At 47.1% G+C, this 24,460-nt stretch carries 22 protein-coding genes; 16 read left to right on the top strand and 6 right to left on the bottom strand.

Annotated features, from left to right (window positions below):
- Positions 1 to 324: 324 nt before the first annotated feature.
- The 6 genes from priA to rpsF all read right to left on the bottom strand — a co-directional run bounded on the left by priA (position 325) and on the right by rpsF (position 7,431).
- Complete coding sequence (gene priA, locus Q1A04_RS18940) at positions 325 to 2,856, bottom strand: primosomal protein N' (protein WP_299709390.1); 2,532 nt, start codon at positions 2,854 to 2,856, stop codon at positions 325 to 327.
- A gap of 81 nt (positions 2,857 to 2,937) precedes the next feature.
- Complete coding sequence (locus Q1A04_RS18935; RefSeq protein WP_299709387.1) at positions 2,938 to 5,001, bottom strand: thioredoxin domain-containing protein; 2,064 nt, start codon at positions 4,999 to 5,001, stop codon at positions 2,938 to 2,940.
- A gap of 136 nt (positions 5,002 to 5,137) precedes the next feature.
- Positions 5,138 to 6,118, bottom strand: a complete 981-nt coding sequence (locus Q1A04_RS18930; RefSeq protein ID WP_299709384.1) for a GSCFA domain-containing protein — start codon at positions 6,116 to 6,118, stop codon at positions 5,138 to 5,140.
- Between the two features lie 236 nt (positions 6,119 to 6,354).
- The gene (rplI, locus tag Q1A04_RS18925; protein ID WP_299709381.1) at positions 6,355 to 6,798 is read right to left on the bottom strand and encodes a 50S ribosomal protein L9; all 444 of its coding nucleotides are present in this window, start codon (positions 6,796 to 6,798) and stop codon (positions 6,355 to 6,357) included.
- 13 nt (positions 6,799 to 6,811) lie between these two features.
- Complete coding sequence (gene rpsR, locus Q1A04_RS18920; RefSeq protein ID WP_068838643.1) at positions 6,812 to 7,063, bottom strand: 30S ribosomal protein S18; 252 nt, start codon at positions 7,061 to 7,063, stop codon at positions 6,812 to 6,814.
- Positions 7,063 to 7,431 (bottom strand): 30S ribosomal protein S6, encoded by a 369-nt coding sequence (gene rpsF, locus Q1A04_RS18915; RefSeq protein ID WP_299709362.1) that lies wholly within the window; start codon positions 7,429 to 7,431, stop codon positions 7,063 to 7,065. The genes rpsR and rpsF overlap by 1 nt, the downstream gene beginning before the upstream one ends.
- Before the next feature lie 604 nt (positions 7,432 to 8,035).
- On the opposite strand from rpsF, the gene Q1A04_RS18910 reads away from it, so the two are divergent.
- The 16 genes from Q1A04_RS18910 (at position 8,036) to Q1A04_RS18835 (ending at position 24,392) form a co-directional block, all read left to right on the top strand.
- Entirely contained in the window at positions 8,036 to 9,268 is a 1,233-nt protein-coding gene (locus tag Q1A04_RS18910) for a c-type cytochrome (protein ID WP_299709359.1), read from the top strand.
- 39 nt (positions 9,269 to 9,307) lie between these two features.
- Positions 9,308 to 12,310: a TAT-variant-translocated molybdopterin oxidoreductase gene (locus tag Q1A04_RS18905; RefSeq protein ID WP_299709355.1), complete on the top strand. Its 3,003-nt coding sequence runs from the start codon at positions 9,308 to 9,310 to the stop codon at positions 12,308 to 12,310.
- A gap of 21 nt (positions 12,311 to 12,331) precedes the next feature.
- A complete protein-coding gene (gene nrfD, locus Q1A04_RS18900; protein ID WP_299709352.1) occupies positions 12,332 to 13,759 on the top strand; it encodes an NrfD/PsrC family molybdoenzyme membrane anchor subunit in 1,428 nt (475 codons plus the stop codon).
- Entirely contained in the window at positions 13,752 to 14,276 is a 525-nt protein-coding gene (locus Q1A04_RS18895) for a DUF3341 domain-containing protein (protein WP_299709349.1), read from the top strand. Before nrfD ends, Q1A04_RS18895 begins: the two co-directional genes overlap by 8 nt.
- Positions 14,276 to 14,896 (top strand): cytochrome c, encoded by a 621-nt coding sequence (locus Q1A04_RS18890; protein ID WP_299709346.1) that lies wholly within the window; start codon positions 14,276 to 14,278, stop codon positions 14,894 to 14,896. The genes Q1A04_RS18895 and Q1A04_RS18890 overlap by 1 nt, the downstream gene beginning before the upstream one ends.
- A gap of 26 nt (positions 14,897 to 14,922) precedes the next feature.
- The gene (locus Q1A04_RS18885; protein ID WP_299709343.1) at positions 14,923 to 16,188 is read left to right on the top strand and encodes a quinol:cytochrome C oxidoreductase; all 1,266 of its coding nucleotides are present in this window, start codon (positions 14,923 to 14,925) and stop codon (positions 16,186 to 16,188) included.
- Positions 16,189 to 16,212: 24 nt separating this feature from the next.
- Entirely contained in the window at positions 16,213 to 17,271 is a 1,059-nt protein-coding gene (locus Q1A04_RS18880) for a cytochrome c oxidase subunit II (protein ID WP_299709340.1), read from the top strand.
- A gap of 18 nt (positions 17,272 to 17,289) precedes the next feature.
- The gene (locus tag Q1A04_RS18875) at positions 17,290 to 19,116 is read left to right on the top strand and encodes a cbb3-type cytochrome c oxidase subunit I (protein WP_299709337.1); all 1,827 of its coding nucleotides are present in this window, start codon (positions 17,290 to 17,292) and stop codon (positions 19,114 to 19,116) included.
- Between the two features lie 3 nt (positions 19,117 to 19,119).
- The gene (locus Q1A04_RS18870) at positions 19,120 to 20,196 is read left to right on the top strand and encodes a heme A synthase (RefSeq protein WP_299709334.1); all 1,077 of its coding nucleotides are present in this window, start codon (positions 19,120 to 19,122) and stop codon (positions 20,194 to 20,196) included.
- On the top strand, positions 20,196 to 21,092 hold the full coding sequence (gene cyoE, locus Q1A04_RS18865) for a heme o synthase (protein ID WP_299709331.1): 897 nt from the start codon (positions 20,196 to 20,198) through the stop codon (positions 21,090 to 21,092). Before Q1A04_RS18870 ends, cyoE begins: the two co-directional genes overlap by 1 nt.
- Before the next feature lie 3 nt (positions 21,093 to 21,095).
- Positions 21,096 to 21,686 (top strand): cytochrome c oxidase subunit 3, encoded by a 591-nt coding sequence (locus Q1A04_RS18860; protein WP_299709329.1) that lies wholly within the window; start codon positions 21,096 to 21,098, stop codon positions 21,684 to 21,686.
- A gap of 24 nt (positions 21,687 to 21,710) precedes the next feature.
- Positions 21,711 to 22,457: a cytochrome c oxidase subunit 3 gene (locus Q1A04_RS18855; RefSeq protein WP_299709326.1), complete on the top strand. Its 747-nt coding sequence runs from the start codon at positions 21,711 to 21,713 to the stop codon at positions 22,455 to 22,457.
- Positions 22,458 to 22,527: 70 nt separating this feature from the next.
- Positions 22,528 to 22,875 carry a cytochrome C oxidase subunit IV family protein gene (locus Q1A04_RS18850; protein WP_299709323.1) on the top strand — a complete coding sequence of 116 codons (348 nt, stop codon included), beginning with the start codon at positions 22,528 to 22,530 and terminating at the stop codon, positions 22,873 to 22,875.
- Between the two features lie 11 nt (positions 22,876 to 22,886).
- Complete coding sequence (locus tag Q1A04_RS18845; RefSeq protein WP_299709320.1) at positions 22,887 to 23,555, top strand: SCO family protein; 669 nt, start codon at positions 22,887 to 22,889, stop codon at positions 23,553 to 23,555.
- Positions 23,533 to 24,087, top strand: a complete 555-nt coding sequence (locus Q1A04_RS18840; protein ID WP_299709317.1) for a DUF420 domain-containing protein — start codon at positions 23,533 to 23,535, stop codon at positions 24,085 to 24,087. Before Q1A04_RS18845 ends, Q1A04_RS18840 begins: the two co-directional genes overlap by 23 nt.
- A 32-nt stretch (positions 24,088 to 24,119) precedes the next feature.
- Entirely contained in the window at positions 24,120 to 24,392 is a 273-nt protein-coding gene (locus Q1A04_RS18835; protein ID WP_299709314.1) for a hypothetical protein, read from the top strand.
- Positions 24,393 to 24,460 lie beyond the last annotated feature (68 nt).

Below are 24,460 nucleotides of genomic sequence, written 5' to 3'. Positions count from 1 at the left end.
CCACCCCTAACCCCTCCTTTTCTAAGGCGGGGAATTTACAGCCGCTACCCACACACAAGTATAAGCCTTGTCACTCGCTATACCGGCACGCATTGAGAGACTAACTTGCACGCTGGCAATGAAATAAATAGCTAAAGTCAAGTGCACGAAAACGACGCTCCACTGTTTGAGCGTTCAGCAAGTGGGGGTAGGGGCCCTCGATTTTTTCATCAAGGAAAAAAGTGAGTGCCCGCCGCACAGGCGAAGCAATGAAAAAGATAATGTTGAGGAAGCAATAACTACTACTACGCTAGCAAAGGTCGGATCAAGCGATAGTTAAATACGTTACGCCGGATCCACATCCGCAACAATCCTGATGCCCTTAAAATCTGGCAGCTGATATAATTGCTGAATCACCTTCGAAATTGCCTGTTTCGCAGCCCGCAAGTTTACATTCTCACGCGGCAGTTTCACATGAATCTCATTCAAAAACAGATTCCGGATTTTGAAAATGTACGGTACTTCCGGCCCCAGCACCAGCTGATTCCCTAACTGATCCGTCAGGTCCTTGGCCAGTACGATGGCGGCATTCTCCGAGATTTTCTCATCTGCGTGCTTCACCGTAATGCGGATCATGCGGGCGAAAGGGGGATAGCCGAAGCGCATGCGCTCCTCGATCTCGTGCTCGTACAGCGAAGCATAGTCGTTGCTGTGCACTTTGCGGAAGATGGGTTGCAGCGGGTCGCGGGTCTGGATGAGCACGGTGCCCGGCTTGCCTTTGCGGCCAGCGCGTCCGCTTACCTGCACGAACAACTGATAGGCCCGCTCGTGCGCCCGGAAATCGGGGAAATGGATGATACTGTCGGCATTGAGTATACCTACCAGACTCACATTCTCGAAGTCAAGGCCTTTGGTCACCATTTGCGTACCGATCAGCACATTGGTTTTGCCGGTTTCGAAGTCGGCGATGATCTGCTGGTAACTGTTTTTCTTTTTGGTCGTGTCGAGGTCCATGCGCTGCACCTCAGCGTTGGGCAGCATAAGTTTCAGGTCGTCTTCTACCTTCTCGGTGCCAAAACCCATGCTCTTAAGCGTGGTAGCACCACAAGCCGGACAATCGTGCGGCATGCGCTCGTGGTAACCGCAATAGTGGCAGCGGAGCTCGCTGTTATACTTGTGATAGGAGAGGCTGACCGCACAGTGCTTGCACTTCGGAATCCAAGAGCATTCATCGCAGCTGATGAACGGGGCATAACCGCGGCGATTCTGAAACAAGATCACCTGTTCGTGTCGCGCCAGCCGCTCCTCGATGGCTGTGACCAACTTGCCCGAGAAGTGATTGTGCATGTTCTTACGCTGCTGTTCTTCGCGTACGTTGATCAGCTCGATCTCTGGAAGCTGCGCCTCCCCGAAGCGCTTGCTCATGGTCACGAGTCCCCAGCGGCCGGTTTTGCAGTTGTAGTAAGTTTCAATGGAAGGCGTAGCCGATCCCAAGAGCGTTTTAGCGCCCTGCAAGTGCGCCATCATGAGAGCCGTTTCGCGGGCGTTGTAACGTGGCGCTGGGTCATATTGCTTGTAGCTGGGCTCGTGCTCCTCGTCCACAATGATCAGGGACAGGTTATGGAAAGGCAGGAAAACCGCTGAACGCACGCCCACCACCAGTTGGAAACGGCCTGAAAGCACACCCTGCCATACCTCCGCCCGCTCGTTATCCGAGAACTTAGAATGGTAAATGCCCAGCTTATCGCCGAACACTTTCATGAGGCGGGTCACGATCTGGGCCGTCAGGGCGATCTCCGGTAACAGGTATAGTACCTGTCCGCCACCCTCGAGCGCATGCTTGATCAGGTCAATGTATACCTCGGTCTTGCCACTGCCTGTCACGCCATGCAACAGCACCGTGTCTTTCTCTTTGAAAAGCCCGAGTATATCATCCTTAGCCTGTTCCTGGTGCTCGGACAGCGTCATGGGCTTGAGCGGCACGGAATTGTCCACCGGAAAACGGGAGATGATCTGGTCGAACTGCTCGAGCACGCCTTTCTTGATGAGCGAGTCTATGGAAGACTTGGAAAGGTGCGGGTTGTTGGCCAGCTTGCTCTTCTCTATACCTGCGTAGTTCAGGTTAATGTCTTGGTGAACCGGCACCTGCTGGAGGTAATTCAGTAAGATGTCAAGCTGCTTGGGCTTGGGCGTGAGTTGGTTAAAAAGCTCCTCCAACATACCTTCCTCCTGCACAAAATGCTCGGTCAGGCGGATCTTCTTCACCACTTTTGGGGAGAACCGGTCGCTTACCTGCTCAAATATGATGATCGCCTCCTTTTGGATGAGCGATTTGATGAATTTGTGATAACTCTTGATCTGCAACAGATTGCCCACATCCGAAAAGGTGAGCGCCTGATTCTGCTGCAAAGCATAGATGATCTTGGTCTCCTGCGTTGCAAAAGGAATATCGTCCTCCTCCGGATTGAAGTGCGGGTGCAGCTGTATGCGCGACTCGCTGCTGAGCTTGAGCGCCGATGGCAGGGCCGCATTGATCACCTCGCCGATGGTGCACATGTAGTAGTCAGCGATCCAACGAAAAAGCTTGAGTTGCGGAGCCGTCACGATAGGTTTGTCGTCGAGCACATCCAGAATGTACTTGGCCTGATAGTCGGCAGGGGCGTTTTCGTGGATGTCGGCGACAATGCAGCTGAGCACCCGTTTGGCCCCGAACTGCACAATAACCCGGGCGCCCACCAGCACATCGTCGTTCATTTCGAACGGAATGCGGTAGGTATAGAGCTTGGGCAGCGGCAGGGGCAGAATCACGTCGGCAAAGAGCGTGACACGGTCCACGGCCGGCTCGGGCGGGTAATTGAAATTGAGAAGTTCGGACAAGGCGCAAGTATAGGGTATACCTTGCAAAGGTCGTAAAAAAGCCGGTAAATCCCGAAGGCTTTCATGAAGGTATGGCTATACCTACAGCGCCGGAAATTTCGGATTCACGCCGTTCCCCTTCTGCAGCTGCTCCAAAGCCTCACCGGCTGTCTGCACCGGCAACTGGCAGGTTTTGTTATAGCACACGTACACGGTGGTCTTTCCATTGATGGCACTGCGGTCTTGCAGCAATGGCAGATTGCTCTGCTTTTCAGTCCCGACCAGCAACATATTGGGAATATAGAATGAGCTGAGTTCAGAACGCATTTCCGGAGCCAAATGCCCTACAATCGCTACCTCGGCGGTAGGCTCCAGCTTGTGGAAGTACAGACAGGCCCAGTTGCTCATGTGGCTCGGCTCTTTCACGACCAGCAGTTTGACCTGTGCCAACATGGCATCGGATATCTGCTGGTAGCGCTCTTCGTCGAAGTACAGCCCCAACAGGTATAGGTTGGTGGCCATCACAGAGTTGGAAGAAGGGATCACATTGTCGAGCAACTCCTTTTTGCGGGCCACCAGTTTCTCGGCGTTCTGGTCGGTGAAGAAGAAGAGCTGCTCCTGCTCATCAAAGAAGTTGGCCAAGGTATAGTCGGTGAGTTGCCTAGCCTCCTGCAGGTATTTCTCGTCAAACGTGATCTCATATACCCGGATGAGCGCCCGGATGAAGAGGGCATAGTCCTCCAAGAAGCCATCAATGGTGGCGGTACCTTTCTTGTAGTTATGATATAGCTTGTCGCCCTGTTTGAAGTGCTGCAGCATGAACTCCGCGTTGCGTTTTGCCAAATGCAGGAAGTGTTTGTTGCCGAAGGTATAGTAGGCGTCCGCGAGCCCCTTGAGCATGAGCGCATTCCACGAACAAAGGATCTTGTCGTCCAGCCCCGGCCGGATGCGTTGGGCACGGGCTTCCATCAGCTTCTCCTTCCACGTCTTCACCATTTCCTCCAGCACTTCCAACTCCAGTTCGTTCTCCTTGGCAAAATGCTCGTCGCTGATGCGTCGGTGCAAGATGTTCTGGCCGTGCTCGAAGTTGCCGGTCGTGGTGGCATGATAGTATTTCGATAGGATGGGTTCCTCATTGCCGACCAAGTCATGCAGTTCATCTTTGGTAAAGACATAGAACTTGCCCTCTACGCCCTCACTATCCGCGTCCAGCGATGAGTAAAAGCCGCCTTCCTCGCTCATGAGCTCACGTTCTGCAAAAGTGATTGTTTCGTACACCACATCCTTGTACAGCGGGTCTTTGGTCAGCAAATAGGCCTCCGCGTATAGGCTCACCAGTTGACCGTTGTCGTAGAGCATCTTCTCGAAGTGAGGCACCAGCCATTTCTCATCGACGGAGTAGCGGGCAAAGCCGCCGCCGATCTGGTCGTAAATTCCGCCATAGGCCATTTCGTGCAAGGTCAGGTTCAGGTGTTTTAGAGCAGTTTCGTCGCCGGTGTGGTGGTAATAGCGGAGTAGGAACAGGTAATTGGTTGGCATAGGGAATTTAGGCGCTCTGCCCAATCCGCCATGTTTCTTGTCGAACTGCTTGGCGAGGTTCCGGTGAAGCACTTCAAATTCTTCCTCGCTCACGCCGGCTTCACTTTGCTGCAGGCCATACCTTGTCAGCTCACTAAGGTTCAGGTGCTGCACAAACTGCTCCGCTGACTTATCCAGTTCCTGCCGTTTTTTCTGGTAGGCTTCCGAAATGTTAAGTAAGAGGTTCACCCACTGCTGCGGCGTGAAATAGGTGCCGCCATAGAAAGGCTTTGCGTCAGAGTTCAGAAAAACATTCAAAGGCCAACCGCCCTGCACACCCATGGCTTGTAGCGCGTCCATGTGCACGGCGTCCACGTCAGGGCGTTCTTCGCGGTCCACCTTAATGCACACGAAGTGCTCGTTCATTACCTTGGCGATCTTCTCATTTTCGAAGGATTGGTGCTCCATGACGTGGCACCAGTGGCAGGCGGCATACCCAATGCTCACCAAGATAGGTTTGTCTTCCTGTTTTGCTTTCTGCAGGGCTTCTTCGCCCCACGGATACCAGTTCACCGGGTTATGGGCGTGCTGGAGTAAGTAAGGGCTACTCTCTTGGATCAGTCTGTTTGGTTTCTTGTCTTTGGCCATCGTCGTCAGGGTTTTACAGGCTGTAGGCAATCTATACCTACGGGCAAGGCCTATAAAAGTATGCTTAGGGATCCATTCTTCCTGAAAACCAATTGGCTATACCTGTCTCAGTAAACAGACTGGCCAGACGATGCTATTATGAGGTGATTTGATGCTGAAGCACACGCGCTTCTTCGGAGACATCTAGGCTATACCTTTGCGATAGGGTCAGCAGTTGTTGCAACGTGGTTTTTAGAAAAGCCTGATGGGCCTCTGATTCAGGGTGGAAAGGGCGATGGCTTACAGCGCGCCGCATCTTTTCCCATTCTTTAAGAAAGGTGATGAAACTCTTATCAAGATAAGCACTTGTGAATTTATCCCAAATGTAATCTTCAGCCACTTCAGTCGGGTGCACCATGTCGCGGCCATAGAAACGGTAGTCGCGCAGGTCGTCCATCATGATCTCGAAGGCTGGGAAATAGCCAACGTGCTGGTGAGTTTGGGAAAGGTGGTGACACAGCACGCGTAGTAGGGACTTGCTCACACTGTTAGTTTCGATGGTCTCTTTGATATGCCGCACCGGACTAACAGTTAGCAATACCTGCATGCTCGGATTAAACTGTTTTTGCAAATCCAGCGTGTTCTCAAACTCAGCCTGCATGGTGTCAAGCGAAAGTAACTCTCGACTGAACTGGCTGGCCGGCAACTTATGGCAATTTGCCACCACCTCTCCTGTACTTTGCAGACGATAGCCTACAGCTGTGCCGAGCGTGATGATCAGTAACTTGGCTTGTTTTATTGCTAGCCGTGTCTGATCTAGTCGCTGGGAAATTAACTGCACTAGTTCATCCCGGCTAGGGGAGGAGAGTGAGGAGTGTAGATCATAGGCGTACCAGATGCCGTTGTGCTGTACCAAATGCTGCTCAAACTCATGCCGCTGGTCGATGGCAGCTTGTAACAGACGACAGACAGAAAGCGGATTAAAGATGGTCCCAAACGGGTTGACCAGTACATTCGCCTTGTTTTCCTGTAGTTTGCTTCCGATCACCTCGGCGAAGCACGACCCCATGGTGACAATACCATCCTGCAAGGTCAGGTCTAAGTTGCTAACGGGGATGTGTACTTCGGTTCTGAACATAAATTAAGAGTTCTGAGTCTAGAGTCTCGAGTTCTGAGTTTTTATCGAATACCTCGTTGTTATGATTTTTAGGAATAACATTAATACAACTTTTAGATAAAGCTATATCTGAATGTGAATTTCTGATTTCAAAGAGGTGCAACTATAGGTATAGCGCAAAATAACCGGAAGGAGTCAATAAAAAAAGCGCCCTGCTTTTAGGGCAGGGCGCTTTTTATGCTTTGGAGCGGCTAAGATTACTCAGCTACTACGTTGAAGCGGATCTGGTGCTTCACTTCTTTGTGCAGGTTCAGCGTGGCAGTGTACTCACCAGCTGTTTTCACGTCCTGATCAAAAGAAATGCGCTTGCGGTCTACATCGTGACCTTTCGCCTTAAGGGCCTCAGAAAGCTGGTTAGTTGTAACAGAACCGAAGATCTTACCAGTCTCACCTACTTTTGCAGGGATTTCCAGTGTGATATCACCGATCTTATTAGCCAATTCCTGCGCATCGTTCTGGATTTTTTCCAGTTTGTGAGCAGCCTGACGTACGTTCTCAGCTACGATTTTCTTGTTGGTTTTGTCAGCCAAAACAGCCAGTCCTTGTGGGATCAGGTAGTTACGGCCATATCCTGGCTTTACAGTAACGATATCGTTCTTGTAACCAAGGTTCTTAACGTCATCTTTAAGTATTACTTCCATGTTCGTTACCTCCTTATTTTAAAGAATCAGTTACATAAGGTAAGATAGCCAGGTGACGTGCACGGGCAACAGCCTGAGCAACTTTACGCTGGAACTTAAGGCTAGTGCCTGTCAATCTTCTTGGAAGGATCTTGCCCTGCTCGTTTACAAACTTAAGCAGGAAGTTGCCATCCTTATAGTCGATATACTTGATACCGCTCTTCTTGAAGCGGCAGTATTTCTGACGATTTTCTTGCTTGTGTACTCTTTCGTTAACTAGGCTCATTATGCTTTAACCTCCTCTTTTTTAGCCTGTGACTTAAATTCACCTTTTCTTCTGCGCTCGTTGTAAGCAACTGCGTGCTTATCAAGTGCTGTTGTCAGGAAGCGAACAACTTTTTCGTCGCGGCGATAAGCCAGCTCAAGCACATCAATTACATTAGATGGAGCCTTAAACTCGATGAGGTGGTAGAAACCAGTTGATTTCTTCTGGATTGGGTAAGCAAGCTTACGCAGACCCCAGTTCTCTTCGTGGATAATGTCGGCGCTATTTTCCTTAAGCACCTGTCTGAACTTCTCGACCGTTTCCTGCATCTGCGTCTCGTTCAACAGAGGCGTCAGAATGAAGACCGTTTCGTAATTTTTTAATTCCATTTGGTTATGAGAATTTTTTTGTTTTAGGGTGCAAATATACGGCAATGATTCTGTATTGCAAAAACTTACCAAAAATAAATGCCAGTTATGATAGCGCTATCGAAAACTCATAACATAAATCAGAATGACTGTGTTTTACCTTTAGTGATAACATTAGACAACCGGACAAATAATTTCTACACCTATATATTATAAGGAGTATGGAGGTGATAAATTCCAAAAACACCTTTTAAATATAGGATTCCTGTGTGAAAAATGTAAAGGCAACAAAATCAGGTAATTATAGGTTCAAGGCAGCGTGAGAATAGAATATGGTGAAAACGAGGAATTTGTAGAATATTTTGTGCTGAAATACATAACAAAGACTTGTGTTATTTAGAATGTTTTTAAATAAAAAATGCCTTAGGAACAAAATAATGCATAAAATGCGCTAAGGGTGATTGTACTTAAGGGGATATTGTCTATAGGGTCAAAAATAAACATATAATATTTGATTAATGGGTTTCAGGTAGTAGATTTGTGCCCGTAAAGTAAATTCACCATTATACTAAACACAAGCGTCCTGGCTATGATTAGCTGTATAAAAAGAGCAAAAACCAAATTCTTGATTGCCTTCTTGTTTGCCTTGGCGGCCTCTTTTGGAGTGTCGACCACTGGTTACGCACAAGGCGCAAGTCTGCCTGTAGATGATGCAGGTATTGTAAGTGCAGGCGAGTCCCTGTATAAGAACAACTGTGTGGTTTGCCACTCTGTGGGAAGCGATGTAGTGGTTGGTCCTGGTTTGAAAGGCATCAATGAGCGCAGAGCGCAGCCATGGCTGATCAGTTGGATCAAAAATTCGCAGGCTCTTATCGCTTCTGGCGACAAGGATGCGATCGCCATTTACAACCAGTTCAACAAGCAGGCGATGCCATCATTTAATTTCTCTGATGATGAAATCGTATCGATGCTTGCCTACATCAAATCTGCAGAGTCTGCAGGTGCTGAAACTCCTGCTGCTGGCGATGCTACAGCCGCTGCCCCTGGTGAAAACGTAGGAACAGACGCGGTTGGCGCGATCGGAGGTTACCTAGACATTATTCTCGTAGTGCTGATTGTAGTGCTGATTGTGCTGGTGGTGACACTCCTGTTGATCACGTCAGTGCTGAAGAACTACCTGAACAAGAATAAGCAGCTTGATGAGTATGATGCTGAAATTGTAAACCAGCGTTTTGACTTCTCTAAGATATACAAGTCTAAGGCCGTTCGTACACTGGTGGTACTGATCTTTGTGATTGTACTGCTGGATCTTACGCTTGATAAGGCGATGGGTATAGGTATACAGCAGGGGTATGCTCCTTCTCAGCCGATTGCCTTCTCGCACAAACTGCACGCTGGCGAGCACCAGATTGACTGTAACTACTGCCACACGACAGTGTATGAAAGCAAGAGTGCCAGTATTCCTTCAGCAAATATCTGTATGAACTGCCATAGCCAGATCAAAGCAGAATCTCCTGAAATACAGAAGATTTATAAAGCCATTGAGCGTAATAAGCCAATTGAGTGGGTGCGTATTCACAACCTGCCAGACCTCGCTTACTTTAACCACTCACAGCACACACAGGTGGGCGGTGTAGAGTGCCAGACCTGTCACGGACCTATTCAGGAGATGGAAGTTGTGTACCAGTACTCTCCACTAACGATGGGCTGGTGTATTGACTGTCACCGCGAAACGCCTCTTAACACAGAAGGGAATGCATATTATGACAACCTAGTGAAGTTGCACGAAGAATCTACGAAGAGTGCCTTCACAGTGTCATCCAATGGTGGTAACGAGTGTTCAAAGTGCCACTACTAATCAGTTAAAAATTAAGGATTCGAGTTTTCTAGATATAATATGCAAGACAGAATAAAATACTGGAAAGGAATAGAGGAGCTTGAAAATACTCCTGAATTCGCGAAAAACGCTCATAACGAGTTTCCAGAATTCCTGCCGATCAATGAAGCCAAAGGGGAGAGTGAGTCTGCGGGCATGACTGCTCCGCGTAGAGACTTCCTGAAACTGTTGGGCTTCGGTCTGGCTGCCGCTACACTCGCCTCTTGCGAGGCGCCTGTAAGAAAGGCGATCCCATACCTTAACAAGCCTGTTGATGTAGAGCCGGGAGTTGCTAACTGGTATGCCTCTACTTACTTCAACAACGGTGATTTCAACAGCGTGTTGGTAAAGACACGTGAAGGCCGTCCGATAAAGATAGAGCCAAACCCAAGCTCATCGCTCACGCCAATGGGTACAAGCCCTAAAGCACAGGCTTCTGTGTTGAGCTTGTATGACAACAACAGACTGCGTACGCCACTTATCAAAGGCAAAGAAGCTAAGTGGGAGCAGGTTGACAGCGAAATTCGCTCTGCGCTTTCCAGTGTGAACGGCAAAGTGGCTTTCGTATCTTCTACTGTAATCAGCCCATCTACAAAGCAGCTGATCAACGAGTTTGGCGCTAGAGTGGGTAATTTTGAGCACGTAACGTACGACGCCAACTCTGCTTCCGCCCTAATCGGTGCAAACGGTGGCGTAGTACCAGGATACGACTTCAGCAAAGCCAACATTATTGTAAGTATTGGTGCTGACTTCCTTGGTACTTGGGTTGCCCCAATCCCATTTGCGAAACAATACATCCAAAATAGAAAAGTAACGGCTGACAATCCGGTGATGTCACGTCACTACCAGTTCGAGACAATCATGTCGTTAACTGGTGCGAATGCTGACGTACGCGTTCCGATCAAGCCTTCAGAAGAGCTTGCTGTTGTTACAGCGATTTACAATGGTTTGTCAGGTCAGGGTGCTAGCGCTCCAGCCAATGTTGACAAGAAAGCAATTGACAGCGCGATCAAAGACCTGCGTGCCAACAACGGACGTGCCTTGGTTGTGTCTGGTTCAAACGACCCAGCTGTTCAGACACTTGTAACAGCCATAAACAGATCAATTGGTGCAGAAGGTGCGACAATCGATACGGCTTCTCCTTACTTGGTGAAGCAGGGTAACGATGCGCAAATGCTGCGTCTGATCGAGGAAATGAACAACGGTAGCGTAGGTGCTGTGTTCTTCTACAATGCTAACCCAGCATATGACCACCCGCTTGCTGAGCGTGTGATCAGTGGCTTGAAGCGCGTTGCATTGAAAGTTTCTTTCGCCGACAGAGTGGAGGAGACGGCAGCATTGGCTGACTATGTAGCACCAGACAACCACTATTTGGAGTCATGGAACGACTACGAGCCAAAGAGAGGTTTCCTGAGCCTTGCTCAGCCTGTGATCAGCCCGATCTTTATGACGCGCCAAATGCAAGACAGCTTGCTGGCTTGGAGCGGCAACAATACCAACTTCTACGAGTATATCCGCAGCAACTGGAGAAAAACAGCTTCAGGAACGGATGCACAGTGGGAGAAAGCAGTACACGACGGTGTGCTGGAGAACGGTACTAGCATGCTGGCACTTAGCCCGGCCGCTGCCGGTACAATGACAGCAGCTGACGCTGCCGGTCGTGCCCCAAGAACTGTAGCTAGTGGAAGAGTTGAAGCCGTAGTGTATGAAAAAGTAGCTATTGGTACAGGTTCTGAAGCGAACAACCCTTGGCTACAGGAAATGGCTGACCCAATCACGAAAGCAACTTGGGACAACTACATCACAATGCCACGCAGAATGGCTGAGGAGATGGAAGTTGTTCAGGGCAATGTGATCAAAGTGACTTATGCTAATGGCAAGACACTTGAGTTGCCAGCACTTATCCAGCCAGGTCAGGCACAGGGTACTGTAGGTATAGCAATGGGTTATGGCCGTGAGTTAGACTCTATGCCAACTGCAAAAGGCCGCGGCGCTAATGCCTTCCCGGTTGCTACGGTAGCTGACAATGGTATCCTGTTCACAGGTGCTGTACAATTAGAAAAGACAAGCTCAACTGTAGAGATTGCACAAATGCAAACGCACCACACAATCATGGATCGTTTGGTAGTACAGGAGAATACGCTTGCTAAATATCAGCAGAATCCTAAGGACGTAACGGAGTATATCCGTATTGCAACGCATGAAGGACCTGCTAAACCGGCTGCCATCTCACTTTGGGATGACTACGAGTACAAAAACCACCACTGGGGTATGGTCGTTGACCTTAACTCTTGTATCGGTTGCGGTGCCTGTACCATTAGCTGCCAAGCTGAGAACAATATTCCGGTAGTAGGAAAGCAGGAAGTGCTAAACCGTCGTGAAATGCACTGGATGCGTATCGACCGTTACTACAGCGCGGTAGAGCACGAGCCGAAGGATTACCAGACAATGGAAGATCCTGCGGAGAATCCAAGTGTAATTTTCCAGCCAATGATGTGCCAGCACTGTAACCACGCTCCATGTGAGACGGTTTGCCCAGTTGCCGCTACAATGCACAGCTCAGAAGGTATCAACCAGATGGCTTATAACCGTTGCGTTGGTACACGTTACTGCGCTAACAACTGCCCTTACAAAGTTCGTCGTTTCAACTGGTTCGCTTATTCTAACAACGATAAGTTCGACTTCAACATGAACAACGACCTCGGTAAGATGGTGTTGAACCCAGATGTAACAGTTCGTTCTAGAGGTGTGATGGAGAAATGCTCTTTCTGCGTACAGCGTATCCAGTTAGGCAAACTTGAAGCGAAGCGTGAAAGCAGAAGACCAGTAGATGGTGAGATCGTGACTGCATGTGCACAGTCATGCCCAACTGATGCGATCATCTTCGGTGACATGCTGGATCCGGAAAGCCGTATTGCTAAGACGCTAGCCCGTGAAAAAGGCGAGCGTGCCTTCCACGTACTGGAAGAGCTTAACGTACAGCCGAACGTGACATACCTGACAAAAATTAGAAACTTAGCTTAATTTTATAAATTAGATAGCGCTATGCAGCACGTATCTCCGATAAGAGAGCCTCTGGTAACGGGGGGTAAAACATACCACGATATCACCGAAGATGTCTGCAGACAGGTGGAGGCCAAACCCAACGCACGTTGGGCGGCTGCCCTTGCTGTGGCTCTGGTAGGTCTGGCTATTTTTCTTTGGTCCGTATACCGCACCCTTTGGTTCGGTATAGGCGAGTGGGGCCTTAACAAAACAGTAGGTTGGGCATGGGACATCACCAACTTCGTGTGGTGGGTAGGTATCGGTCACGCCGGTACGCTTATCTCAGCCATCCTTCTCCTGTTCCGTCAGAAGTGGAGAACTTCCATTAACCGCGCAGCCGAGGCGATGACAATCTTCGCCGTAATCTGTGCCGCGATGTTCCCGGTTCTACACATGGGCCGTCCATGGTTGGCTTACTGGGTTCTCCCGCTGCCAAACACATTCGGTTCGCTTTGGGTGAACTTTAACTCACCACTCCTTTGGGACGTATTCGCGATCTCTACTTACTTCTCTGTTTCGCTTGTTTTCTGGTACATCGGTCTAATTCCTGACTTTGCTACCATCCGCGACAGAGCAACAGGCCCAATCGCCCGTAGAGCTTACGCTTTCCTTTCATTCGGCTGGACTGGTTCCGCCAAAGCTTGGTCTCGTTATGAGACTGTATCTCTGATCCTTGCCGGTCTTGCAACACCACTGGTACTTTCTGTACACACGATCGTATCGATGGACTTTGCAACTTCTGTGATCCCTGGCTGGCACACGACTATCTTCCCTCCATACTTCGTGGCAGGTGCGATCTTCTCTGGTTTTGCGATGGTACTTACGCTGATGATTATCACTCGCAAGGTATTCAAGCTGGAAGATTACATCACCCTAGAGCACGTGGAGTCGATGAACAAGGTAATCATCCTGACTGGTTCTATCGTGGGTGTGGCTTATATCACAGAGTTCTTCATCGCTTGGTACTCAGGTGTGGAGTATGAGCAGTATGCTTTCATCAACCGCGCTACGGGTCCTTACTGGTGGGCTTACTGGGCTATGATGACTTGTAACGTGATTACGCCGCAGCTATTCTGGTTCAGAAGCATCAGAAGAAGCCTTACCGCTACTTTCATCATCTCTATTTTCGTGAACATCGGTATGTGGTTCGAGCGATTTGTAATTATCGTGACCTCCCTGCACAGAGACTACCTACCATCTTCATGGGCGATGTTCTCTCCGACTATTATCGACATCGGGGTATATGTAGGAACGATCGGTCTATTCTTCACGCTGTTCCTATTGTTTGCCAAGTATTTCCCTGTAGTTAACATGGCGGAGGTAAAAGCTATTTTGAAGTCATCTTCAGAAGTGAAGCACCATCCGCACAGAACAATGCACGGAACTGATAAGGATTCGCACACTAATACACATCACAGCAATGACTAAAAAATTCGTTCTAGGTATCTACGATGATGAGGATGTCCTGCTACAGGCCATCGAGAACGTCCGGGCTGCCGGTACTAATATCTATGAGGTTTTCTCGCCGTATCCTGTACACGGTATCGATGATGTATTGGGTATCAAGCGTTCAAGGCTTCCGATTGTAGCATTCTTCTGCGGTCTGTTCGGTACATCATTCGCCCTCTGGATGCAAATCTGGATGCTGGGTTTTGACTGGCCAATGATCATCGGTGGTAAGCCGCATATCGCGCTACCAGCTTTCATCCCGGTTACATTCGAGTTAACCGTGCTTTGCGCGGCCTTCGGTATGGTGATCACATTTTTCATTGTAACAAAGCTGAAGCCATCCTTTAAGGTAAATGTTTTCGATAAGCGCTCAACAGACGATAAATTCGTAATGGCGATCGAAGTAAAAGAAGGGAAGACTGATATGACTGCCCTTAATGATCTGCTTCGTTCTAATGGTGCTATCGAAGTTAATGAGAAGGAGGTAATCAAATAATGAAAGGTCTATTAAATCTAGGCATTAAAGCCTCTGCCGTATTATTCTCAGGCGCCATGCTGGTGGCCTGTAGCAATGAGCAGGATCCGGGTCTTGAATTCGCTCCTGATATGTACCACTCTATTCCTTTGGATCCATATTCTCAAATTAAGGAGAACTTGTATAACCCGGGCGGTATGAACATGCGTGAGCCGGCAGCTGGTTCAGTAGCACGCGGCAAAATGGGTTATAACATGTACTTGTCCAAAGATGAGGCGGAAGTAGCCGGTGTGGAGTTGAAAAACCCACTGGAGTACAACGACGAAAACTTGGCTGAGGGCCAATTGCTCTATACCCGTTTCTGTGCTTCATGCCACGGAGACCAAGGAGATGGTCAGGGACTAGTAGGAGTGAAGTTCAAAGGTGTTCCTTCTTACTCCGCCGGTCGTGTAGCTGAACTTCCAGCAGGTCACATTTACCATGTGATCACGAATGGCAGGGGCCGTATGATGCCACATGGTTCACAGGTTAACCCAACTGAACGTTGGAAGATCGTGATGTATGTGCAGCAACTGCAAGGTGGTGAGGCACCAGCTGCTCCAGCAGATACTACAGCAACAGGTACTACACCTACTAACTAAGTCTAAGGCATAATATCAAAAGGATAATGACAGAAGAAAGACTCATCATTTCCAGAAAAACGAATAACAAGTTTTTCTTAATGATAGCTATAGGTGTTGTATTGCTTATAGCCGGTATAATAATAGCTGCCTTGGGTGGCGGTAATCATGCCGAAGGGCATGGTGAAGTAGCCGCAGCAGGCCACGAGGCAGCTCATTGGTCTAAAAGGCTCTACATGAACCTTTGGTTAAATAACGTTTACTTCACTGGTATTGCGCTGGTAGGCGTGTTCTTTGTGGCGGTACAGTACGTGGCGTATGCAGGCTGGTCAGTTTTGATCAAGCGTATACCTGAAGCAATGGGCTATTACTTGCCAATTGGCGGTGCCGTAATGCTGATCACGTTCCTGTTAGGTGGTCATGACATCTTCCATTGGACGCACGAGTATCTATATGATATAAATGATGAACGCTACGATCCGATCATCGCTGGTAAGGCGCCATTCCTGAACTTCTGGTTCTTCGTAATCAGAATGGTTGTATACTTCGTGCTTTGGATCTTGTTTTTCAATTGGTTAAGAAGAAACTCTATCAGCGAGGACCTGCACGGAGGCACTGACTTCTATCACAAGAGCATTAGAATCTCAGCTATGTTCTTAGTAGTGTTCGGTGTGACGTCATCACTTTCTGCATGGGACTGGGTGCTTTCAATTGATACACACTGGTTCTCTACTATGTTCGGTTGGTACGTATTCGCTAGCTGGTGGGTATCTGGCTTGGCTGTAATCACACTTACTGTGATCATCCTAAAGCAGAATGGCTACTTGAAACTGGTAAATGCAAACCACATCCACGATCTGGGTAAATTTGTATTCGCTTTCTCCATCTTCTGGACTTACATCTGGTTCTCTCAGTTCATGCTGATCTGGTACGCCAACATTCCAGAGGAATCTATCTACTTCATCGAGCGTCTAGGCGGCAACGGCGGACACTTCAAATGGATATTTTTTACTAACCTTATTATAAACTTTGCATTCCCTTTCCTTGTTTTGATGACAAGAGATGCGAAGCGTCAAATGATTATGCTAAAGATCGTTACCATTGCGATATTGGCAGGTCACTGGTTAGACTTCTACCTCATGATGATGCCAGGTACAATGCGTACTGATGCAGGTATTGGATTTATTGAAATTGGTACTACGCTAATCTTCTTAGGTGTGTTCTTAATTACCTTCACAAAGGGCTTAACAAAAGCATCACTTGTGCCAGTAAACCACCCGTTCCTAGAAGAGAGTGTTCACCACCATGTTTAGAGATCATACTAAAAGCGTTATATAATGATTACGTTCGCCATAGGTTTATCCATAGTCCTGTTATTAGTTATCCTGTTCCTTTTATTCAGGATCGGGACACTGGCCTCTATCTTCAGAGGCTCGACACAGCGTGCTGTCGGAACTACCAAAACAAGTAATAAAGTAAACGGAGCCCTGCTTCTTCTCTTCCTAATTGGAGGAGGTGCAGCTTTCGCATGGTCTTTCGCTGATGCGTGGGACGACATGAACCAGCCCCTTGCCTCTGTGCATGGTGCTTGGACCGATAGTCTTTTCTGGACTACCATGATCGTGATAGGTATCGTGTTTGTAATTACACAAATCCTTTTGTTCGTGTACTCTTACAAGTACCAGCATAAGGACGAAAAGCGTGCCTACTACTACCCACACAACAACAAACTAGAGATCGTTTGGACGATGATCCCGGCTGTGGTAATGGCACTGTTGGTATTTGCTGGTTGGAAAACATGGGCAAACATCACGAGTGCAGCTCCTGCAGATGCTGTAGTGGTAGAGGTAATGGGTAAGCAGTTCAGCTGGTTGGTTCGCTACCCTGGCTCAGACGGTAAATTGGGTGAGGCTAATGTGCACCTGATCGATGCTACAAATGAAATGGGTGTTGATTTCAGTGACCCGAATGCAATGGATGACTTTATGCCGCGTGAGATACACGTTCCTAAAGGAAAACCAGTGTTGCTGAAAATTAGATCAAGAGACGTTATCCACAGTGTTTTCCTTCCTCATTTCCGTGTTAAAATGGACGCCGTGCCAGGAATGCCGACTAAGTTCTGGTTCGTGCCTTCAAAATCTACGGCAGAGATGCGTACAGAGACAGGAAACGCTGAGTTTAATTATGAAGTCGCCTGTACTGAAATTTGCGGACGTGGCCACTTTGCCATGCGCTTCATATTAGTTGTAGATGAGCCGGAGGAGTATGAGGAGTGGTTAGCTTCACAAACACCTTTCATTGAGCAGAACCCACAGCTTCTAACAAAGTTCACCAATGATACGAAAGATCAAGTGGTGCTTGAGAAGAGTACAGAAGAAGTAAAAACAGAGTTGTAGCATTAAATAAAATCAACAATGTCTAGTACAGATATCTCTATCAATAAAGATGTGCACCATGCTCACGAAGAGCATGATCATCATCACGATCAGAACTTTTTCGAGAAGTACATCTTCAGCCAAGACCACAAAGTAATTGCCAAGCAGTTTTTGTTTGGAGGTATTTTCTGGGGCTTTGTTGGAGGGTTTCTCTCAGTTATCTTCCGTTTACAGTTAGGATGGCCTGAGGCTACATTTGCTTTTCTTGAGCCGATTTTTGGCGGTTGGATTGTAAATGGTAAACTGGATCCGGAGTTCTACTTGGCGCTTGTTACAATGCACGGTACCATTATGGTGTTCTTCGTGTTGACAGCCGGTCTGAGCGGTACTTTCAGTAACTTCCTTATCCCATTGCAGATTGGTGCCCGTGACATGGCCTCTGGTTTCATGAACATGCTTTCTTTCTGGATTTTCTTCCTAGCAAGCATTATCATGTTTTGGTCACTGTTCCTTTCAACTGGTCCTGCAGGTGGTGGTTGGACAGTGTATCCTCCGCTAAGTGCATTGCCACAGGCGATTTCAGGATCAGGTATGGGTATGACCATGTGGTTGGTTAGTATGGCCTTGTTCATCGTATCGCAGCTGCTTGGTGGTGTAAACTACATTACTACTGTGATCAACCTGAGAACGAAAGGTATGTCCATGACGAAACTGCCTTTAACTATCTGGGCGTTTTTCCTGACCGCGATCTTGGGTCTACTTTCATTCCCAGTTCTGTTCTCTGCTGCCTTGCTTCTTATCTTTGACCGTAGCTTTGGCACTAGCTTCTATCTGTCTGACATCTACATCGCTGGGGAGGCTTTGGCCAACACAGGTGGTAGCGCGATTCTGTTCCAGCACTTGTTCTGGTTCCTTGGTCACCCTGAGGTATATATTGTTATCCTTCCAACTTTCGGTATTGTTTCGGAGGTTATCGCTACAAACTCTCGTAAGCCAATCTTTGGTTACAGAGCGATGATCGGTTCCATGTTGGGAATCTCCCTACTTTCGTTCGTCGTGTGGGCTCACCACATGTTCGTGACAGGTATGAACCCGTTCCTCGGTTCCGTGTTTATGTTCCTGACACTGATTATTGCGGTTCCTTCTGCGGTAAAAGTGTTCAACTGGTTAGCTACGCTTTGGAGAGGTAATATCCGTTTCACAGCAGCTATGATGTTTGCGATCGCATTCGTATCGCTCTTCATCTCCGGTGGTTTGACAGGTATCATTCTTGGTAACTCAGCACTGGATATTCAGCTGCACGATACATACTTTGTAATTGCTCACTTCCACCTTGTGATGGGTGCTGCGGCGTTCTTTGGTATGTTCTGCGGTATCTACCACTGGTTCCCTAAGATGTTCGGCCGCATGATGGATGAGAAGCTTGGCTTCGTTCACTTCTGGTTGACTTTCCTTTCTGCTTACCTAGTGTTTATGCCAATGCACTACATCGGTATTGCAGGTTTCCCTAGAAGATACTACTCTTGGACTGGCTTTGATGCGTTCAACACCTTTACTGACTTGAACAGCTTTATCAGTATTGCCGCCATCCTTGGCTTTACCGCACAGTTGATCTTCTTGTTCAACTTTATCTACAGCATCTTCAAAGGTCGTCGTGCTACGGCTAACCCATGGCATTCAAACACGCTGGAGTGGACTACACCAGTTAATCCGGGTCACGGTAACTGGCCAGGTGAGATTCCAACGGTTTACAGATGGCCTTACGATTATAGTAAACCAGGTGCTCCTGAGGATTACATTCCACAGAACGTACCATTCTCTCAGACGCAGTCTTCAAACCTGCCGTACGAGAGAGATTTAGAATAAAGAATGACTAATAAATCTTTTCCTTACAAAAGGTTTAGAACTATTGGAGTACTTACAGTTCTTGCTGTATACTTTCTAATATTAGTTGGAGGAATCGTGCGAAGCACGGGCTCAGGCATGGGTTGCCCGGACTGGCCTAAGTGTTTTGGCAGTTGGGTTCCTCCAACTGATGTTAGTGAATTGCCAGATGACTATCTGGATATCTACAAGGAGAAACGAGTAGAGAAAAACAGGAAACTAGCCGGGTACCTGGATAAAATGGGGTTTGAGCAAGCTTCGAAAGAGCTTTTTGACCATCCTTCCCAATACATCGAGACAGAGTTCAATGTCACAAAAACGTGGATTGAGTATCTAAACCGATTAGTGGGAGTGATGATTGGGATACTGATCTTTTTGACTGTGCTCTATGCCATTCCATTTTTGAAAAGAGATAAGACTGTATTTTACCTCTCATTGCTCAGTTTTGTGCTGGTTGGTTTTCAAGGGTGGCTAGGATCTATTGTAGTTTCTACCAACTTGCTGCCAGTTACCATAACCGTGCACATGGCGCTTGCTCTGGTCATTGTGGCAATGCTGCAATACGCCGTTATCAGGTCGCAGTCCGCATCTATTGATTCCCGCTTCCAGTTCTCACCAAAGCTTTTCACGGTGATTAGTTTAGTTGCGCTGGCCACGTTCGTTCAAATTCTGATCGGAACGCAGGTGCGGGAGGAAGTGGATATGGTAGCATCTGAAATGAACGGATCCAATCGTGACCTTTGGGTGGATCAACTTGGGTTGAGTTTTTATATTCACCGCTCTTTCTCTATTCTGTTACTGGCGATGCATCTTTATATGGCTTATTTAATTTATAAGCTAAAAGACCGTCGGTTGAGTGTGATGACGAATTGGATGATGGTGCTGCTTGTGTTGGAGATTGCGTTTGGGGTTATTATGGCCTATTTTGCCATACCTGCGTTTCTGCAACCTTTGCACCTGACGATAGCTACGCTGCTATTCGGAGTCCAGTTTCTTATATTGATTATTTATTATTACGCCACCAAAAAGGCGATTGAAAAACCGGTAGTGGTTCTTAACTAATGATTACAGATAGATCAGAATCGGTACTGTCCTTAGCTTTCATGGCACAAAAGGCTGCAGCATATTTCAAACTTCTCAAATTTAGGTTAAGTTTTACGGTAGCTTTTTCCAGTGCCATAGGTTATGTTTTAGGACATCCGGGCGGGAGTTGGATACAGATAGCATTAGTAATGCTTGGTGGTTTAATGGTAACGGGAGCAGCCAATATCGTTAACCAGATTATTGAAAAAGACCTCGACAAGCTAATGAAGCGGACAGCTAACCGTCCGCTACCGACAGGCACCCTGAATGTAGCAGAAGCTTCAGTTTATGGGGTGATCCTAGGAGTGGGAGGTCTGTTCATATTAGGCTATTTCTTTAACACACTGACAGCTGCTATTGCGCTCTTGTCACTCGTTCTTTACGGTTTTATTTATACGCCGCTGAAGCGTATTAGCCCGATTAACGTGTTTGTCGGCGCTATACCTGGTGCCCTGCCTCCACTAATTGGATGGGTTGCTGCTACCGGAGCTTTGAGCGTAGAGGCTTGGATTTTATTCGGCATTCAGTTTATCTGGCAGTTCCCTCACTTCTGGGCCATTGCTTGGGTGCTGGATGAGGATTACAAGAAAGCTGGGTTTAAGATGCTTCCAATGGAAGGCGGTAAGACGCTGCAGACAGCATTTCAGATTATGATTTATACCTTAGTGCTGATACCGCTTAGTTTACTTCCATTGCAGTTTGGTATGACTGGCACGACTTCAGCGCTCATTGCCGTGGTTTGTGGTGTGCTGTTTCTGGCTCAGACGTTTCATCTAATGCGTACCTGTACCAACAAGGCTGCAATGAACATCATGTTTGGGTCATTTTTATATTTGCCTATTGTGCAGATAGCGTTCGTTTTAGATAAAATTTAGGATATGGATATGGTTGCCAAATCATTGGGAGAGGAGAACAACACAGGCGGAATACATCCATTAAAGTTCACGCTGTGGTTGATTATTATTAGTATTATTATGATGTTTGCAGCCTTTACGAGCGCCTATTTGGTGCGTCGCGCTGAAGGCAACTGGCTTGAATTCGACCTGCCAAACATCATGCTCATTAGCACGGTCATCATCGCGCTAAGCAGTGTGACCATGCAGTTGGCGCATAATGCAGCGGCAAATGATAACATCGCCAAACTCCGTTTGATGCTATACCTGACCTTTGGTTTGGGTATTATGTTCTTGATAGCACAGTGGAATGGTTGGTCCGAGTTGGTAGGCAACAACGTATACTTCGGAGGTGTTACAAGTAACCCTTCAGGATCATTCCTGTATGTATTAACGGGTGTACACGGTTTTCACCTAGTTACTGGCCTGATATATCTGGCAATTGTCATTGTATCAAGCCTTCGATACAAAGTTCATTCTAAGAACATGCTGCGCATACAGTTGTGCACCATATACTGGCACTTCTTAGGTGGGCTTTGGCTTTACTTATATTTATTTTTGAGATTAAATCACTAAACACGTTTTTTTCAATATTAAACTATGTCTACATCAACTACGCTGGAAGCACCTAAAACAGGTACATGGGATGGTGGTAACGAACCATTAAAAGCTAGCTATGGAAAACTCATGATGTGGTTTTTCCTGCTGTCTGACGCCTTTACTTTCGGTGCTCTCCTGATCGTTTACGGCTTATCTCGCCACAGTCATCTGCCTTATACCGGAAGCCCTGATGACTTCACCTTCTCTACGGAGTGGTGGCCAATACCAGAGAAAGTATTCAACGCATTCCCTGGTTTCCATGGCGTGGATCTGCCACTTGCTTTCGTGGCCTTAATGACCATGATCCTCATTCTTAGCTCTGTTACCATGGTATTAGCTGTGGAAGCCGGTCACCGTATGGATAAGAATGACGTGCAGAAGTGGCTCATGTGGACCATCCTGTTTGGCTCCATCTTCTTGGGTTGCCAGGCATGGGAGTGGGCTCACTTTATAACTGGTACTGACGAAGGTATGTTGTTGGCAGACGGAACGCGCATTTTCGGGGCGAACCTGACCATGAACCAGTATGGACCGCCGTTGTTCGCTGACCTGTTCTTCTTTATTACAGGTTTCCACGGTACGCACGTATTATCAGGAGTTGTGCTACTGGTAATGATATTCATCAACACTGTGAATGGTGTTTATCATAAGCGCGGTCACTACGAAATGGTGGAGAAAGTAGGTCTTTACTGGCACTTTGTAGACCTTGTATGGGTATTCGTGTTTACTTTCTTCTATCTGATCTAATTTTAAGGTATAATTAAAACAGCTGCAGCTCCCGCTTACGGCGGGACTGCCTCTAAAACATAAAGCAATTATGGCAGCTCATTCGGATCACTCTAACGATTATCAGCAGACAGGTGACATACCTAAGGCGCAAACCAAGGTTATTTGGAAAACATTTTTCATTCTTGTAGCGCTTACTGCAGTCGAGTTCCTTTTCGCCTTTACTATGGATGCAGGAACGCTTCGTAATGCGATCTTTATTATCCTGACAATCTTTAAGGCATTTTACATTGTAGCCGAGTTCATGCACTTAAAGCATGAGGCAAAAGCCCTGATCTGGTCTATCCTGATTCCTATGGCACTTGTAATCTGGCTGATGGTAGCACTTATTTCCGAAGGAAGCTACTACTTTGATTCAATCAGAAACTACTTCAACTAAGTACACTTACTATGAGTAATTCAAAGGCACTAATATTAGGTATCCTACTATTAGTGCCTATTCTTATTTTTATATTCATCGGTAGCTTCGGTGAGCATCATTATACCTTAAAGCGGTATTTCCCGCAGGTTGATGCCAAAGGAGAAGTTGTTCGCGATGAAAAAGGTGATACACTTTTTAATCAGGTTCCAGAGTTCAGACTGACTTCTCAATTAGGGCAACCTGTTTCACAGGCCGATTTGGATGACAACATCTATGTAGCCGACTTCTTTTTTGCTACTTGCCCTGATATCTGTAAAGCTATGTCTTCGCAGCTAGTGCGCGTGCAAGAGGCTTTTCGTGACGAACCAATGGTTAAGATTGCCTCGTTCACCGTCAATCCAGAATACGACACACCTGAAGTATTAAAGGAGTATGGAGAACGATATGGCGCTGATACAAATAAGTGGTATTTCTTGACTGGTGATAGGGAAGAGATCTATACATTGGCGCAAAAAGGGTTTTACCTGCCGGTTATGCAGGTAGAAGGCCAGCAGGACTTCATTCACAGCGAGAAGTTCATGCTAGTAGATCGTGACAGGTATGTGCGTGGTATATATGATGGGACGGATGCGGAAGATGTAGATCGCCTCATACTGGAGATTAAAGTACTTTTAGATGAATACAGCAAATCAAAATAGTCCTGCAGCAGGCAGCGACAAGAAGTTCTTAATTCTTATTGCCATTCTCTCCATCACCATTCCGGTGGTGGTAGCGATGCTATTCTTTATGCCCAAAGAGGGTTCGAACACGGTAGATGTTTCCTTTCTACCAACCCTGCATGCTATTCTTAACTCCATGACGGCCGTGGCCTTGGTTATTGGCTATTACAACATCCGCAAAGGCAACATCAAGGTACATAGAGGCGCTATGGCAACCGCTTTTGGCTTGTCGGCCATTTTCCTTGTCTCGTATGTAACGTACCATTTCTTGGGTGAGCGCACCATTTACGGTGGAGACGGAATGCTAAAGCTTTTCTATTATTTTATTCTGCTGACTCATATTGTGCTGGCCGTAGTGATCGTGCCACTTGTGCTTCTGTCCATGTACTTTGCCCTTACAGAGCAGTTTATCCGTCATAGACGCGTTTCAAAATGGACTTTCCCGATCTGGCTGTATGTTGCAGTAACGGGGGTGCTAGTCTATATTTTGATATCACCGTATTATAGTTAGAACTAGGTGCAGATTAGACTTGTTGTATTATCATGAAACGTCAACTTTTTAAAGTATTTTTTGCTGGTTTGATGATGCTTACTTTAAGCCTCGTCTCCACAAAGGCTTATAGTCAATGTGCGATGTGCCGTGCTACTGTTGAATCCAATGTTGGAACAGGTAGCTCAGAAGACTCCGACTCACAGGTAGGAGCGGGGTTGAACACAGGCATACTATATCTGATGTTGATTCCTTATGTGCTTGTTGGCACTGTTGGATTCCTATGGTATAAAAGTAGCCAAAAGAAGAAGGCCAAAGCAGCTTAAGCTTGATTCTGAACCACTTGCTTTAACTTTTAGCTGCAGACATAAAAGCTCTTACTTTCAGGTCGCGA

Source organism: uncultured Pontibacter sp. (assembly GCF_947499215.1).
GTDB lineage: Bacteria > Bacteroidota > Bacteroidia > Cytophagales > Hymenobacteraceae > Pontibacter.
The sequence above is the reverse complement of the archived record's forward strand: the minus strand, read 5'-3'. Positions and strand labels throughout refer to the sequence as shown.

Coding starts and splice junctions, on each gene's coding strand:
- Q1A04_RS18935 (WP_299709387.1), bottom strand. CDS start 5,001: ATGGCCAAAGACAAGAAACCAAACAGACTGATCCAAGAGAGTAGCCCT.
- Q1A04_RS18930 (WP_299709384.1), bottom strand. CDS start 6,118: ATGTTCAGAACCGAAGTACACATCCCCGTTAGCAACTTAGACCTGACC.
- rplI (WP_299709381.1), bottom strand. CDS start 6,798: ATGGAAGTAATACTTAAAGATGACGTTAAGAACCTTGGTTACAAGAAC.
- rpsR (WP_068838643.1), bottom strand. CDS start 7,063: ATGAGCCTAGTTAACGAAAGAGTACACAAGCAAGAAAATCGTCAGAAA.
- rpsF (WP_299709362.1), bottom strand. CDS start 7,431: ATGGAATTAAAAAATTACGAAACGGTCTTCATTCTGACGCCTCTGTTG.
- Q1A04_RS18905 (WP_299709355.1), top strand. CDS start 9,308: ATGCAAGACAGAATAAAATACTGGAAAGGAATAGAGGAGCTTGAAAAT.
- nrfD (WP_299709352.1), top strand. CDS start 12,332: ATGCAGCACGTATCTCCGATAAGAGAGCCTCTGGTAACGGGGGGTAAA.
- Q1A04_RS18895 (WP_299709349.1), top strand. CDS start 13,752: ATGACTAAAAAATTCGTTCTAGGTATCTACGATGATGAGGATGTCCTG.
- Q1A04_RS18890 (WP_299709346.1), top strand. CDS start 14,276: ATGAAAGGTCTATTAAATCTAGGCATTAAAGCCTCTGCCGTATTATTC.
- Q1A04_RS18885 (WP_299709343.1), top strand. CDS start 14,923: ATGACAGAAGAAAGACTCATCATTTCCAGAAAAACGAATAACAAGTTT.
- Q1A04_RS18880 (WP_299709340.1), top strand. CDS start 16,213: ATGATTACGTTCGCCATAGGTTTATCCATAGTCCTGTTATTAGTTATC.
- Q1A04_RS18875 (WP_299709337.1), top strand. CDS start 17,290: ATGTCTAGTACAGATATCTCTATCAATAAAGATGTGCACCATGCTCAC.
- Q1A04_RS18870 (WP_299709334.1), top strand. CDS start 19,120: ATGACTAATAAATCTTTTCCTTACAAAAGGTTTAGAACTATTGGAGTA.
- cyoE (WP_299709331.1), top strand. CDS start 20,196: ATGATTACAGATAGATCAGAATCGGTACTGTCCTTAGCTTTCATGGCA.
- Q1A04_RS18860 (WP_299709329.1), top strand. CDS start 21,096: ATGGATATGGTTGCCAAATCATTGGGAGAGGAGAACAACACAGGCGGA.
- Q1A04_RS18855 (WP_299709326.1), top strand. CDS start 21,711: ATGTCTACATCAACTACGCTGGAAGCACCTAAAACAGGTACATGGGAT.
- Q1A04_RS18850 (WP_299709323.1), top strand. CDS start 22,528: ATGGCAGCTCATTCGGATCACTCTAACGATTATCAGCAGACAGGTGAC.
- Q1A04_RS18845 (WP_299709320.1), top strand. CDS start 22,887: ATGAGTAATTCAAAGGCACTAATATTAGGTATCCTACTATTAGTGCCT.
- Q1A04_RS18840 (WP_299709317.1), top strand. CDS start 23,533: ATGAATACAGCAAATCAAAATAGTCCTGCAGCAGGCAGCGACAAGAAG.
- Q1A04_RS18835 (WP_299709314.1), top strand. CDS start 24,120: ATGAAACGTCAACTTTTTAAAGTATTTTTTGCTGGTTTGATGATGCTT.